We start from the raw sequence: 14555 nt of genomic DNA on the forward strand, positions 1-14555 counted from the left end.
GAGCCGGTGGTGAAGTAACAAGATCAGAATAGCTAAACTGGAATAACTTGGAGACATCTACTTATCAGGACGTAAACCAGCATGTAGTGGAACGGTGCAAGGGTGGCGACAACCGGGCACAGTACGAACTATACAAGTTATACTCCAAGGCCATGTTTAACGTGAGCATGCGCATCACCAACGATTACGCCGAAGCAGAAGATGTACTGCAGGAGGCTTTCATCAGTGCTTTCAAAAACCTACACGCCTATAAGTCTGAAGCTTCGTTTGGCAGCTGGCTCAAAAAGATTGTGGTAAATGCAGCTATAAACGCAATCCGGAAGCGGCGCTCTGAACTGGTGCCGATGGATGAGCAGGTTGCCGCCGAAGTAGCAGACGATATTACCGAAGATAATGATACCGAGTGGCAGGTGGAGAACATCCGCAGGGCCATACAAAAGTTGCCGGATGGCTACCGGGTGGTACTGAGTTTATACTTGCTGGAAGGCTACGACCATGCCGAGATAGGAGAGATACTGGGTGTTTCGGAGTCTACTTCTAAATCGCAGTACAGCAGGGCCCGGAAAAAGCTACTGGAGATTATGAGTACGCCACATTTTGCGGCCTGATAAAAAAAACAACAACAGACATGAACGATAGACTGAAAGATTTTGTAAGCGAGCATCGGGATGATTTCGATGTGTACGAGCCGCGGACCGAGCTTTGGCAGGAGATCTGTCAGGAAATTTCGGCGAAGCCCAAAGAGACTACCAAAGTTATCAAATTCAGCTTTGGCGATAGTTTCAGCTTTAGCGGCGATATGCTCTTTATGCGGGTGGCAGCGGCGATTATACTTTTGCTTGGTTGTGGCCTGACGCTTTGGGTGACCAAACAAAACACCGCAGAAGGCAACTATACGATAGCTGCTGCAAACCAGCCCGCTATTAATAACATCGCGCCAGAACTGGTAGAAGTGGAAGCTTACTATACCAGCCAGCTGAAAGATAAACGGGAAGAGCTGAGTGCCTACGATATGAAAGTGCTTGGCCTGGACGAGAAAAAAGACATTGACCGCGAGATTGCCCGCCTCGACAGCAGCTACCTGCAACTGAAACAGCAATTACTAACAACCCCTAATACCGAAAAAGTGATGAACGCCATGATCCAGAACCTGCAGATACGGATCGAAGTGCTGAATCGACAGCTGGAAGTGCTCCAGAAAATTGAGAAACTTCAAAAACAACCAACAACCGAAGAACCTTTAAGCGATGAAACCAATGTATAGATCTTTACGCTACCTGGCCGTTATGTTTGTAATGGCTCCTGCTATGGTACTCGGCCGCCAAGCGCCCCAGTCACCATCCCAACCTACGCCTCCGGCTGCACCCTGCCCTAACACAGCAATGGCTATAGTTATGCCAGACATCAAAATCCACATACAGCCATCGGCAGGTGTAAAATTTGATGCTGAGAAACGCAAAACCTTTGAGAAGACCTACAAAGTAAACAGCTCTGATGTACTGAACATTGATAACCGCTACGGCCGCGTGCATGTAAACACCTGGAACAAGAATGAGATAAAAGTTAAGGTAGACATGATAGCCCGGGCCGGTTCTGACAGCAAAGCGAGCGACATGCTGAGCCGAATGAACATAGCTGATGGAAAAGAAGGCAATGTAATAACTGTCAGAACAGTATATGAGCCATCGCGCGTGTCGGGGCCTAGCTCTTCTGAGATCAACTATACCATTTTCATGCCCGAGGCCAATGCCATTACCCTTAAAAACAAGTATGGGGATGTATACCTGGCAGCCCTGAAAGGCAAAGTGGATGTGGATGTAAAGTATGGCAACCTGAAATGTGACCGCTTAAGCAATGCAAACAACACCCTTAAACTGGCGTATGGCTCCGGTAGTTGTGGGTATATAAATGGTGGCGCTGTACAGATCGCTTATTTTGATATGAATGTGGCGGAGGCGAAAGAGTTGAAAGGCTTTAGTAAGTATAGCGAGTTAACCATAGGCAAGCTGGGCGAAGAACTGAACATGGATATGAAATACGGTTCGTTCCGGGTAAATAACATCAGTAATAACGTGCGCAACATACGGCTGGCCAGTACCTACATCCCGATCTCGCTTAACTTTGATGATAATTCTGCCTTTAATTTTAATGTAAATGTGCAGTACGGCGACTTTAAAGTGAGCAAAGATTTGGTGAACATGACCACCGTCGAAAAAGATTATACTTCCGCTGACTATAAAGGTAAGTTTGGGTCTGCCGCCTCTAAAGCTGCTGTGTCCATCACCTCTAAATACGGCGACGTAAGATTTACCCAATAAACCTGTTTGTAAAAGTTGTTTTGTTATAGTTAAGAGCCGGCACACAGCCGGCTCTTTGCGTATGGGTAGGGTTTATAAAGGCACATTGCTTATATTTGACTATGGCAAATCACAACGAAATACTTAACTCATCTAAAGCCCCCGAGCCGGTTGGGCTATACCCGCATGCCCGTAAAGTTGGCAATTTGTTATTCTTGTCAGGCGTTGGCCCCCGCGAGCGTGGCACTAAAAAGATACCCGGCGTAGAGCTCGACGAAGCTGGGAACATTACCTCTTACGACATAGAAACGCAGTGCAGGTCTGTATTCCAGAATGTGAAGTATATTTTAGAAGATGCCGGCTCGAGCTGGGATAAGCTGGTAGACGTAACCGTGTTCCTGACGAACATGAAAGCCGATTTTGCTACCTATAACCGCATTTACGCCGAGTATTTTAAGGATAACCAGCCTTGCCGCACCACGGTAGAAATTAACAGCCTGCCAACCCCGATCGCTATCGAACTCAAGTGTATCGCTACCATATAATCCATGCAGCATAATCCATCAGAGATCTATAGTTCGCGGGCTTCAATTTTTAAGCAGCAGCAAACTATAGCCGCAGGTAAAGCATCGCGTGTGTCGTGGTTGCGCGTGTTCCTGTTTGTGGCCGGTGCTGCAGCCGCCTACCATTTCTTTAGCTCCGGTAATAATCTGCTGGGTGCACTGGCTATAGTTACTGGCTATAGTTTGTTTGTAGTTGTCATGCGCTGGCATACGCGCCTCGAGTATAAGCGCCAACATTTACGGCTATTGCACCAACTCAACCTGGAAGAGCTTGACCGGCTGAAAGGAAACATCAGCAAACTGGACAGTGGCCAGCAGTTCTCAGACGATCATCACCCGTATACTTCCGACTTGGATATTTTCGGGCCTAATTCCCTTTTTCAGTTACTGAACAGGTCGGTTACAAGTATAGGCAAAGCAAAACTGGCTGGCTGGTTGCAGCATAGGGCTACCAAGCATGAGGTTTTACATCGCCAGGAAGCCGTAGCGGAACTTGCTCAGCCCGAAAGTATAGACTGGCTACAAAACCTGCTGGCCACACCGCGGCACTACAAACATGCTGAAACTACGAATGAGGACTTCTTCGGATGGCTCCAGCAAAATCATTTTTATAGTAGACACACCTATTTAAGGCCGCTCATTTTTATACTTCCGGTACTCACGCTGGTAGCTATAGTTGCCTGGTTCTATGGATTCTCAGGGTATCCGGCTGTTGGGTTGTTAGTAGTGCAATCGCTGCTGGCTTACCGTTTCAGGGTGGAGCGCGATGCGTTTTATGATAACAGTATCGGCATTTATGAGTCTATGCAGAGTTATACCCGGCAACTGCAACATATAGAGCAACATCAATTTCAGGCATCTTACCTGAAAGAGCAACAACACAAACTACATGCAGGCAATGTAAAAGCATCGGCTGCCTTGGGCAAACTGGCCCTCATCATAGATTTCTTTTCGTACAGACTGAGTACGCTGATGGCTTTTTTCCTGAATACGATCCTGATGTGGGATTTTATATGGATATACCGTCTGGAGAGTTGGCGGGAAAAATACCTGGAGCAAGTGAAAGGTTCTTTGGATGTACTGGCCAGTTTTGAAAGTATAGCAAGTATAGCTGCGCACCAATACGCCAATCCAACACATGCCATCCCCGAGATCAGCGAAACACCGTTTGAGTTTACAGCCGAGCAACTGGCGCACCCACTCATTTTTGTATCGGAGCGTATTGCCAACGATTTCTCGATGCAGGGAGTAGGTCACACGATTATAGTTACCGGCTCTAATATGTCGGGTAAAACCACTTTTCTGCGGACAGTAGGTATAAACATGGTATTGGCCTTTGCCGGAGCGCCTGTTTGTGCCCACAAACTGCGTGTGGCTCCGGTGCAGGTATACACGGCCATGCGCACCGTAGATAACCTGGCCGAAAGTACATCTTCTTTTTATGCCGAACTTAAACGCCTGCGTATACTCCTGAATATGACCGAACAGGGCGAGCCGGTTTTTTATTTACTCGATGAGATACTGAAAGGTACCAACTCCCGCGACAGGCATTTAGGAGCCATGGCGTTGATCAGGCAGCTGCATAACCGCTATAGTTCAGGTATGATCTCGACGCACGACCTGGAGCTTGGCGCCATGGAAGAAGAACTGGCTGGCAGCGTAGAGAACTATAGTTTCAACAGCACGATAGAAGGCGATAAGATCCTGTTCGACTATAAACTGCAACGAGGCATTTGCGGCAGCTTTAATGCCAGCAAACTGATGCAATTAATGGGCATTGCCATAGAAGAGTAACTATAGTTACATTGACAAAAGAGTTTTTGACAAAAGACAAAAGAATTTTTAATACCCCTCTAGGGAGCAGGGCTGTTTCATTCTCCTTTTGCTGGCGCGGATCTGCGATCCGTGACTTACTTATAAAGTCGGATTTGCAATCCGACTGGGCCAGAGGCCCAACTATAGTTCGACACGAGCGAGGACGCTCGCGCCATGGTAAATTAATTTATGAGAATGAAACGGCCCTGCTCCTCGGAGGGGTAGGGGTGGGTTTTCTGTCCCTAATTAACAAACTAACTATAAACACACTAAACTATAAATTATGAGAGTAGTAGCAGACATACCAAACCCGAACGTAAAAATCACCTTACATTCTTATAACGGTAAGTATATCCTGAAACTTGAGAAAGCCAATCTGGAGCAGATCTATAAAATTGAAGAATCTGAAGTGATGGGAGATGAAGGCGCTATTGCCTTATTGGATGAAGAATTTATAGAAGCTGTTGTGAATCGTTTTGTGGATATGCGTGATGCTTTTGTAAGTACGGTGAGAAGGAATGGATAAGGTTTCTCACGTTATTACGCTTATCTGAACATTAGAGAGAATAAGAAAACAATGAAAACAAACATATTCTCTTCTCTTGCCTTTCTAATTTTGACAGGCTGTAGCGATGATAGTAACCAAAAGCAAAGACTTAACTCTGAAGTTGCGGCTTTGGAATTGGAGAGAGCTAAAAAGCAGGAGATTTATGATAATATAGAGAATAACTTAAATGTATCGGATCTTAAAAATCTAATTCTAGCGAGTGACAGCGTCTACCTTCTTATTGGTGAGGATAGTCCACATAAGGTGCCGCTTCCTGTTAGCGAAAAGCTAACAAAGAGAAAAGATATAGAACGTCTTGTTAATTTTATCCCCAACGATACAAGTACCTTACCATTAATAACAAATCATAACTCATCAGTCATACCCCCACCTATAAAATTTGGAAAGCCTATTGGAGCTTTAAAGATCTACACTAACTCTTTTAAAACTGTTTGGATAAATACCGTTTGGATAGATATTTATATTGATTCAACCGGCACTTATTTTTATACGGTCGCCTCCATGAAGAAAAAATCTTTCACAAAAGAGGGACATGCATATTTTAAAGAAAAGTTTAAGGAATATAAATCTTTCTAACAAAATCTATAGTGCCCGAAGCACCATAGCAAGTTAAAAATCAATACACATAAAAAAAGCCCGCTTCATCAGCGGGCTTTTCTATTTTATAAGCTAAAAGCTAATTAAGCACCGATAGCTACACGCTTGAAATCAGTTACTGTTAAGCCTTTGCTTGTCTTCTCAAGCAGCTGAGCGATAGTTAAAGAAGAATCTTTAACGAACTCCTGGTTAAGCAGTGTGCTTTCTTTGTAGAACTTGTTCAGTTTACCCATCGCAATTTTCTCAAGCATAGCCTCTGGCTTACCTTCCTGGCGCGCCTGATCTTTACCGATCTCAATTTCACGCTCTACAGTAGCTGCATCAACACCGTCTTTATCCAGCGCGATTGGCTTCATAGCCGCAATCTGCATCGCGATGTCTTTACCAACTTCAGTTACATCAGTACCGTTTGTGTTGTTAAGGCCAACAAGTACACCTAATTTACCATTAGAGTGGTTGTAAGCTACAACTTTCTCAGCGTTTACAGTCTCGTAAGAAACTACATCAATCTTCTCACCGATCTTACCCATCAGGTCAGTGATGTGGTCCTGCAGCGAACGGCCATCTGCCTGTGGTGTAGCCAATAATTCTTCTTTAGAACCAGCGTTTGTAGAAACAGCTGCATCCAGAACTGCCTGCGCCAGGTTTCTGAAATCTTCAACTTTAGATACCGGCTCAGTTTCGCAAGCGATAGCTACTACTTTACCAGTTGAGCCATCAGCAGAAACCTGCGTTAATACAATACCTTCAGAAGTTGTGTTGTCAGCACGCTTGCTGGCAATTTTCTGTCCCTGCTTGCGCAGAATATCTTTAGCTGCTTCAAAATCGCCGTTAGCTTCAGTAAGCGCTTTTTTGCAGTCCATCATACCAGCACCAGTTTCCTGGCGAAGTCTGTTAACGTCTTGTGCTGTAATAGCCATGATTTTTATAATTATGAATTACGAATTAATAATTAAGAATTTCGGTTTTGGGTTCCTGCAGCGTGCTTTAACCAACTATAGCTAACTAATAAAGTATACTAACTATAGTTGGTTTGCTGATGCCTGATACAGAACCCCTAAAACAAACTGAACATTGAAGCAGTTTGCCCAATGTTCAGTTTGATATGTTGCAATATGAACAAGTTCTTATTGCTCGTCAGCTTCTTGTTTAGCCTTGATGCCTTCGTCCTCAGAACGCTTGCGCTCAGTTTCTTCTTTGTCAACCTTACGCTCAGACAGACCTTCTTCAATCGCTTTACCCATGATAGAAACGATCAGGGAAATAGACTTAGAAGCATCATCGTTCGCCGGGATTGGGAAGTCTACAGACTCAGGGTTTGAGTTTGTATCGCAGATAGCGAAAACAGGCAGGTTAAGCTTGTGTGCTTCTTTAACTGCGATGTGCTCACGCTTTACGTCAACGATGAAAAGGGCAGCTGGTAGGCGAGAAAGATCTGCAATACCACCAAGTACACGCTCCAGTTTCTCACGCTCACGAGATAGCATAAGCTTCTCACGCTTCGCGATAGCTGCATAAGCTGTGTTGTCTTTCATCATCTTATCGATAGTAGACATTTTCTTAAGAGACTTACGCACCGTAGCGAAGTTAGTAAGCATACCGCCTAACCAACGATCGGTAACGTAAGGCATTTTAAGACGCTTAGCCTCTTCAGCCACGATGTCCTGAGCCTGCTTTTTAGTAGCTACGAACATGATCTTACGGCCAGACTTAGCAATGTTCTTGATAGCTGAAGTAGCTTCATCAAGCGCAACTAGTGTCTTGTTAAGGTCAATGATGTGGATACCGTTCTTCTCCATGAAGATGTATGGAGCCATCTTCGGATCCCACTTTCTGGTAAGGTGACCAAAGTGTACACCAGCTTCCAGTAATTCTTTATAATTAGTACTTGCCATGTTGTTGATACACCTAAAATATTAACGTTTGCTAAACTGGAATGAACGACGCGCTTTACGCTTACCGAACTTCTTACGCTCTACCATACGAGGGTCACGTGTTACGAAACCTTCTTTACGCAGAACTGACTTAGTCTCGGCGTTCTCAACTACCAGGGCTTTTGCGATAGCAAGTCTTAGTGCCTCAGCCTGGCCGCTTACACCACCACCTTTTAGGTTGGCAACTACATCGTATTTGCCAATAGCTTCTAAGGTTTGAAACGGCTGATTTACTATAGTTTGCAATACTTCGTTAGGGAAGTATGCCTTGATATCTTTACCGTTAATAGTGATATTCCCTTGCCCGGCCGTCATGTAGATGCGTGCCACCGAGGTTTTTCTTCTACCGGATGTATTGATAACTTCCATTAATTAATTATAGATTGAAGGTTAATTCTTTAGGCTGCTGAGCTGCAAATGGATGCTCGCTTCCTGCAAAAACATGAAGATTTCTGAATAGCTCGCGGCCTAGTGGGCCTTTTGGCAACATGCCACGAACTGCACGCTCTACTAATAGCGTTGATGATTTAGCCTTAAGCTCACGTGGAGAAGTTCTCTTCTGACCGCCTGGGTAACCAGTGTGTGTCAGGTAATACTTCTGATCCCACTTACGGCCTGAGAAACGTACATTATCAGAGTTGATAACGATCACGTTGTCACCGCAGTCAGCGTTTGGCGTGTACGAAGGCTTGTTCTTGCCTTTCAGGATCTTGGCGATTTCAGACGCCACGCGACCCAAGTTTCCTTGCCCTGCATCAACAATCACCCAGCCTTTGTTGGCCGTCTTCTTGCTGACATTTAGGGTCTTATAACTTAAATGATCCATTTTTGGTGGTAGTAAGCGATTTATTTAATGAATAATTTTATTTCGGGTATCCGAAAATGGACACAAAGATAGAAGGTATTTATTTTATATGCAACAGCATTGTGTAAATTGCCCTAAATCAGTGCAGTAGCATTTTACTTCTGAAAGTTAACCTATATAGTAGCTCTTGTTACCAGCGGTTTATAGTTTTATAAACTGTAAAACAAAAGCAGAGCTATAGTTTAGCTCTGCTTTTTAAGTGTACTAATCGATACTATTCGGAAACTGGCAAAGTAATAGTGATAGGCTGTGCCAGAAACTACGCTGTTAGTTCTTTTTTATTCTTACTGGTGGTGGAGGCGGCAGTAGGTTAGGGAGTTCTCCATACTTGCTTTTGGCAGTAGCTATACTTTTAGCATCCTTAAACTCATAGCTTTCCTGGCCTCCTGCTTTCATAAAGAAAACAATTGCCTGTGGGCCTGTCTGCTCATTAATTCTCCAGCCAACTTTTTCTATAGTTGTGTTTTTCTTCAGGAAGTTGGTATATGCTACAGGCAGGTTGTTCCTGTCCTGGTAGTAAGCCATATCTTCTGGTATAAAAACTTTTTCTCCATTCTCCTGCATACTATTTTTAGACCGGGCATCAAACTCTTCCTGCGACACAGCTTCTGCAATTGGTGGAGTAGATGGGAGTTTGCCATACTTTTTCTCAGCGGCAGCACGGCTTGCTTTGTCTTCCAGGTTATATATTTCTTCTGCTGCCTCTAATCTTACTATTATTTGATTTGTGGTAGTCCAGAAAAGCTTTCGTACCTGCGGATTGCGTTTGTAGAAGTCCTTGTATTCATTTACTATCTGTGGTTTGCTTTCTGCAGCTGCACCTGGTATAGCGGCCAGTACTTTGTCATACATTTCATTGTCTGGTAAGTATAATCCATATTTTGTGTAGGCTTTTGCCAGTTCCTGCTCGTTGTCGAGTTGGTAACTATCTGCTTCACCTTCGATAGGGGTTATGGTTAGCGTATTAGGGGCATTCCAGCAGGCGTTTGTAAATGTGGGTGCGTTTTTAATATAAATATCAGGACCTACTTTGGTGTACTCTGAAATATCTGCTGCAGTATCATTATGCGGTTTGGCTATACTATTGAAAGTTAGTAGCAACACTGCTGCAACTGGCACCACAGCCAGGAACTTAAGCAGGTGCTTTTTGGTACTCGGCATTTTGTTCATCATGGCAATTCTTCTTTTTAGTGATGGAAAATTGAATTGATTGACAATCTGAGGTTGTGTGGCGCCTACAACTTTCAGTAAAAGGTATTGGTATTCTTTTTTATCTACCCCGGTGTTTACCACGTTCTGGTCGGCAATAAACTCCAGGTTTTCTTTCACAGCTTTTTTCATGAGCCACGCGCCCGGGTTAAACCAGTAAAACACGGTGCTCAACTCGGCCAGCAGTACATCTAAAGTGTGCCAGCCGGTAATATGGATCAGTTCGTGGTTCAGTATCTTTTCCAGTTCATCGTTCTGGTGCTGGGTGGGGTTCAGGTATATGGTTTGCCAGAAAGAGAACGCCTGGCTTATAGTTTTAACCTGCCGGAAACCGATGTTCTTATAGTTAGCAGGCTCTGAAGCGGCATGGATATTATACAGCGACACCAACTGAACTATAAACCTGATAAGCATAACTATAACCCCGGTCCAAAACAGGTAAACCGGTAGTTGCCAGTAATCGAAGGTTGGGGTTTGGGTTATAGTTTGCGATGTAATTGCCCAGGCTGGTATAGTTACGATATAGGCGTTGGCAATAGGCTCATGCCTGGCAAACAGCTCTGTCAAATCTATAAAAGGATATATCGTAGAGAACACAATGCCAAACACCAGGAACAGGCGGTTGAGGTGGTAGAACGTGAGCCGGCGGAACGCTACATGGTAAGCCAGGTAAAACAGTACCAGTGCCACGTTTACTTTCAGTAGGTATAAGAGCAGTTCCGGCATGGCTATTCGGCTTTTTTGTTCTCTATCATGTTGATGATTTCCTGCAGGTCTTCGGCACTGATCTTTTTGTCCTGCGCAAAAAAGGCTACCAGCTCTTTGTAGGAGTTCTTAAAATAATCACCCACAAAACTCTTCATGAAGCGCTTTTTATAGTCTTCCTGTTTAATGATAGGCGTGTAGCGGTAGGTATTGCCCAACTTTTCGCCCTGCACAAAACCTTTCTTCTCTAAGTTCTTCACCGTTGATGCCAGCGTGGTGTAAGGCGGTTTCGGCTCATGCAACTCTTCCAGAAAATCCTTTATAAACCCGCCGCCGGTTTCCCAAATTACCAGCATAGCATCTTCTTCTTGTTGGGTCAGCTTTTCCATAGTTTTACGATGTTTTCGTATAGTTACGAAATGTTCGTAATAAAAGCTACGAAAGTTTCGTAAATAATTTTAGGGTGCGCAATTTGAGTCAGAAAAGATGGTTTTTATAGTTGAAAAAGTTCGGGTTGAACTATAGAATTGGTGGAAGTCAGAAATATCTGTACCTTATCTCTACAATAAACTATAGGCGTATGCTCAAAAAACTACTTAACTCTTTCGCGTTGGCGTTGCATACCATCCGCACCAGGCTGTTCCATACTTTGCTGTCTATTTTGGGCATTGTGATAGGGGTGGGCGCGCTGGTAACGGTGCTTTCGCTGATAGATGGCATGGAACAATACGCCCGCGAACAAATAACCAACACTACGTCTTTGAAAGCTGTTATGATAGAGACAGATACCTACAAACGCGTGAACGATGTGCGCCTGCAAAAAGAAAACTATAGTTACCTGACCTATGAGCGCTTCCGGGCCTTCGACGAGGCCATGACTTTACCGGCCACAGGTTATATAGCATTTAAGCAGAACAGCGAAGTACAGCTGCCGGATAGCAGCAGCATTGGCGCTGTAGTGCAGGGTATAAACACAATCCATCCTACAGCCGCAACTATAGCAACCGGTCGCCTTTTCTCGCCCCAGGATGTGGCAGCCAAATCACCTGTAGCTTTTGTAAATCATGCCTTCGCTAAACAAGCTGCTGGCAAAAGTCCGGCACAAACTATAATTGGGCAAACCATAACCTGTAAAGCTAAAGCAGTGAAAGTAATTGGTGTGCTGCAAGCCCAAAAGCAGGAGCAGCCCGAAGTTTACCTGCCCATCAGCCTGTTTACAGATGATGAACTGAAGACCGACCCGCCGCGCGTGGTGTTTGAGGTAGAGAATGTAGAGCAGGTGCAGGCTTTTAAAAAGAATGCAGAAACATGGCTCAAAACGGAATTTGCCACCGATACCACCGATTTCAGGGTGATGACCAACGAGGCCAGGGTAGAGCAGGCCGCAAAAGGTTTTTTATTATTCCGGGTAATTATGGGGCTTATAGTTGGTATCTCGGTTATAGTTGGCGGCATCGGCGTTATGAATGTGCTGCTGATATCAATAACAGAGCGAACCGTGGAGATTGGTGTGCGCAAAGCCATGGGTGCCAAAAAACGCGACATCCTGCTGCAGTTCCTGGCCGAGTCGGTTACAGTGTCGTTGTTTGGCAGTTTGCTTGGCCTGGTGCTGGGCATACTTGCTACATTGGGTATTGTACCTATCATCAAAGCCCTTACAGATGTTCCGTTCCAGGCGGCTTATACGTTAGATACTTTCCTGGTGATAACCATCGTTGCCATTGTCATCGGCATTGTATTCGGGACCTACCCGGCCACGCGCGCAGCCAGGCTAAATCCGGTAGAGGCAATCCGGAGAGAGTAAAACAAGCCACTGCAAACTATAGTAGTTAACTATAGCAACTATAAAAAACTATGAAAGCCATACTTGTTAAACAACCCGGCGGACCGGAGCAACTTATTTTGGGAGAGTATGAACAGCCGCTGCCATCGCCAAACGAACTGTTGGTAAAAGTATACGCCACCGCCCTGAACCGTGCCGACACCCTGCAGCGCCAGGGTAAATATCCGCCACCCAAAGGTGCCAGCCCTATACTTGGGTTAGAGATAGCAGGTGTAGTTGAAGAAGCAGGAATTAATTGTACAACGTATAAAAAAGGCGATAAGGTGTTTGGGTTGCTTCCTGGTGGCGGGTATGCCGAATATGCTGTTATCAGTGAGGAAATGGCCATGCCTATACCAGACAACCTGAGTTTTGAAGAAGCTGCCGCTATACCCGAAGTTTTTTTAACGGCCTGGCAGGCATTGGTGTGGCTGGGCAAACTACAGCCCGGCGAACGTGTACTGTTGCATGCTGGTGCCAGCGGAGTAGGTACAGCCGCCATACAACTTGCCCGCGCACTTAATGCCGAAGTACTGGTTACAGCCTCCGAAAGTAAACTGCAAGCCTGCCTGGACTTGGGTGCCCACAAAGCCATTAACTATAAAGAAGTACCTTTCGAGGATGAAGTGCTGGCCTATACCAACAGCGAAGGCGTAGATGTGATCGTTGATTTTATAGCCGGACCATACTTTAACCAGAACCTCGACTGCCTGCGGCTGGATGGACGCCTGGTTATACTTGCCAGTTTAGGCGGCGGCAAAGTGTCAGAAGTAGACCTTAGGAAAATACTATCTAAACGGTTGCAGGTTATCGGTTCCACGCTACGTTCCCGCTCCAAAGATTACCAGATAAAACTTACCGAAGACCTTGCGCAATTTGCCTTGCCCTTGTTTAAAGCCGGAAAGCTAAAACCTGTAATAGATTCGGTTTATAGTTGGGAAGATGTGGCCGAAGCCCACCGCTACATAGAGCAAAACAAGAACATAGGCAAGATCGTGCTGCGGGTTAATTCCTGATGTTTCGGCTGTTGCAGGCACGGATATTTGTAAACAGAGTTATCTAACTAAGTCCTGCCAAGCCTGATCAAAAACAAAAAGGACAAAAGAGCTATAGTTGCGTCTTTTGTCCTTCGGTAAATCTTCCTTTGTTAAAATATTTATTGCGCCTTTAGTTGCTTCAGCAGCACGGCAAAATCTTTTGGGTAAGGTGCTTCTATTTTTATCGGCTCGTCGTTCATTAAATTAAAGCCAATGGTATGAGCGTGCAGTGCAAAACGTTTAATAAGCGGCTGCTCTTCGGTATCATTCTTTAAATTAAATTTTCGCTTCAGGCTGCTCAGGTATAAATTTTCTCCACCATACAACTCGTCTCCAACTATAGGTGCTTTCAGCGATGCCAGGTGAACGCGAATCTGGTGCAAACGCCCCGTTACAGGCATACATTCTACCAAGGTGTGGCGGCTATAGTTTTCTAAAGTGGTAAAGTAGGTTTCGGCTGGCTTACCCTGGGGGGTAAGTTTGGCCACGCCTTTTGCATTTGGCAGAATAGCCTTGCTTACCAACTGATCCTCAAAATTAAATGTACCCCAAACCACAGCATGGTATACTTTGTACACCTGGCGGTGCTCAAACTGCATCGACATGTGGCGGTAAGCTTCCGGGTTTTTAGCAAATACCAGGCAACCTGAAGTATCCTTATCCAGGCGGTGGCAGGCTTGCAGGTCCGGACTATACTGGCGCGCAATCTTCAACAAGTTGGTAGTATTGGGTGTTCTGTCTTCCAGGGTTGCCAGGAAGGGCGGTTTATTAACTACAATGTAGTCTTCGTTCTCAAATATGATCAGGTCTTTAAAAACCGGGTATTTCATGGGTACTTATACTTTGTCTGGCACAACTATACTTTAAGCCATGCATCCTGCAAAGATACTGATAAAAATTGCTGATTGTTTATTGTTGGGTATGTGTTGGTTTAATCTGGAGTTTGTGGATTGTTTCAGTCTTCGGAGTTTAGATAGTTACTATGAGTGTTTGGCTATAGTTTCATAGCAGTCGAGCCACCCCTAACCCTCAGCGCGACGCTCGCTACTTTCGAACTCTCGTTCTCGGTAGTCTAAGGTGGGAAATTTTATCGACTACATTTTTTTGTCATCCTGAAAGGATCTTGTGGGAACGGAGGTTAAG

Annotated in this window: 16 protein-coding genes; 9 read left to right on the forward strand and 7 right to left on the reverse strand. The window is 44.9% G+C overall.

Going from position 1 to position 14555, the window contains the following annotated elements:
• Positions 1–47: 47 nt before the first annotated feature.
• The 7 genes from GWO68_RS15475 to GWO68_RS15505 all read left to right on the forward strand — a co-directional run bounded on the left by GWO68_RS15475 (position 48) and on the right by GWO68_RS15505 (position 5819).
• Positions 48–608 carry an RNA polymerase sigma factor gene (locus GWO68_RS15475; RefSeq protein ID WP_162347375.1) on the forward strand — a complete coding sequence of 187 codons (561 nt, stop codon included), beginning with the start codon at positions 48–50 and terminating at the stop codon, positions 606–608.
• A 20-nt stretch (positions 609–628) separates the two neighbouring features.
• Complete coding sequence (locus GWO68_RS15480) at positions 629–1264, forward strand: hypothetical protein (RefSeq protein ID WP_162347376.1); 636 nt, start codon at positions 629–631, stop codon at positions 1262–1264.
• Positions 1257–2318: a DUF4097 family beta strand repeat-containing protein gene (locus GWO68_RS15485; protein ID WP_235942095.1), complete on the forward strand. Its 1062-nt coding sequence runs from the start codon at positions 1257–1259 to the stop codon at positions 2316–2318. The genes GWO68_RS15480 and GWO68_RS15485 overlap by 8 nt, the downstream gene beginning before the upstream one ends.
• Positions 2319–2419: 101 nt before the next feature.
• Positions 2420–2842, forward strand: coding sequence for a RidA family protein (locus tag GWO68_RS15490; RefSeq protein ID WP_162347377.1), 423 nt, complete (start codon positions 2420–2422; stop codon positions 2840–2842).
• A 3-nt stretch (positions 2843–2845) separates the two neighbouring features.
• A complete protein-coding gene (locus GWO68_RS15495) occupies positions 2846–4654 on the forward strand; it encodes a MutS-related protein (RefSeq protein ID WP_162347378.1) in 1809 nt (602 codons plus the stop codon).
• Between the two features lie 304 nt (positions 4655–4958).
• Positions 4959–5201, forward strand: coding sequence for a hypothetical protein (locus tag GWO68_RS15500; RefSeq protein ID WP_162347379.1), 243 nt, complete (start codon positions 4959–4961; stop codon positions 5199–5201).
• Positions 5202–5252: 51 nt separating this feature from the next.
• The gene (locus GWO68_RS15505) at positions 5253–5819 is read left to right on the forward strand and encodes a hypothetical protein (RefSeq protein WP_162347380.1); all 567 of its coding nucleotides are present in this window, start codon (positions 5253–5255) and stop codon (positions 5817–5819) included.
• A 104-nt stretch (positions 5820–5923) separates the two neighbouring features.
• On the opposite strand, the gene tsf is transcribed toward GWO68_RS15505, so the two are convergent.
• The 6 genes from tsf to GWO68_RS15535 form a co-directional block, all read right to left on the reverse strand.
• Positions 5924–6760 (reverse strand): translation elongation factor Ts, encoded by an 837-nt coding sequence (tsf, locus tag GWO68_RS15510; RefSeq protein ID WP_162347381.1) that lies wholly within the window; start codon positions 6758–6760, stop codon positions 5924–5926.
• Between the two features lie 207 nt (positions 6761–6967).
• On the reverse strand, positions 6968–7735 hold the full coding sequence (gene rpsB, locus GWO68_RS15515; RefSeq protein WP_162347382.1) for a 30S ribosomal protein S2: 768 nt from the start codon (positions 7733–7735) through the stop codon (positions 6968–6970).
• Between the two features lie 21 nt (positions 7736–7756).
• Positions 7757–8143: a 30S ribosomal protein S9 gene (rpsI, locus tag GWO68_RS15520; protein WP_162347383.1), complete on the reverse strand. Its 387-nt coding sequence runs from the start codon at positions 8141–8143 to the stop codon at positions 7757–7759.
• A 7-nt stretch (positions 8144–8150) separates the two neighbouring features.
• Complete coding sequence (rplM, locus tag GWO68_RS15525; RefSeq protein WP_162347384.1) at positions 8151–8600, reverse strand: 50S ribosomal protein L13; 450 nt, start codon at positions 8598–8600, stop codon at positions 8151–8153.
• Positions 8601–8906: 306 nt separating this feature from the next.
• Positions 8907–10574 (reverse strand): M56 family metallopeptidase, encoded by a 1668-nt coding sequence (locus tag GWO68_RS15530; RefSeq protein ID WP_162347385.1) that lies wholly within the window; start codon positions 10572–10574, stop codon positions 8907–8909.
• A gap of 2 nt (positions 10575–10576) precedes the next feature.
• Positions 10577–10942, reverse strand: a complete 366-nt coding sequence (locus GWO68_RS15535) for a BlaI/MecI/CopY family transcriptional regulator (protein ID WP_162347386.1) — start codon at positions 10940–10942, stop codon at positions 10577–10579.
• Between the two features lie 191 nt (positions 10943–11133).
• Between GWO68_RS15535 and GWO68_RS15540 the strand changes: the two genes are divergently transcribed.
• Both GWO68_RS15540 and GWO68_RS15545 read left to right on the forward strand, forming a co-directional pair.
• The gene (locus GWO68_RS15540) at positions 11134–12357 is read left to right on the forward strand and encodes an ABC transporter permease (protein WP_162347387.1); all 1224 of its coding nucleotides are present in this window, start codon (positions 11134–11136) and stop codon (positions 12355–12357) included.
• Positions 12358–12407: 50 nt separating this feature from the next.
• A complete protein-coding gene (locus tag GWO68_RS15545; protein ID WP_162347388.1) occupies positions 12408–13391 on the forward strand; it encodes an NAD(P)H-quinone oxidoreductase in 984 nt (327 codons plus the stop codon).
• 140 nt (positions 13392–13531) lie between these two features.
• Here GWO68_RS15545 and GWO68_RS15550 read toward each other — a convergent pair whose 3' ends face one another.
• Positions 13532–14242, reverse strand: coding sequence for an RluA family pseudouridine synthase (locus tag GWO68_RS15550; RefSeq protein ID WP_162347389.1), 711 nt, complete (start codon positions 14240–14242; stop codon positions 13532–13534).
• Between the last annotated feature and the right edge of the window lie 313 nt (positions 14243–14555).

The organism is Pontibacter fetidus (assembly GCF_010119545.1).
Classification (GTDB): domain Bacteria; phylum Bacteroidota; class Bacteroidia; order Cytophagales; family Hymenobacteraceae; genus Pontibacter; species Pontibacter fetidus.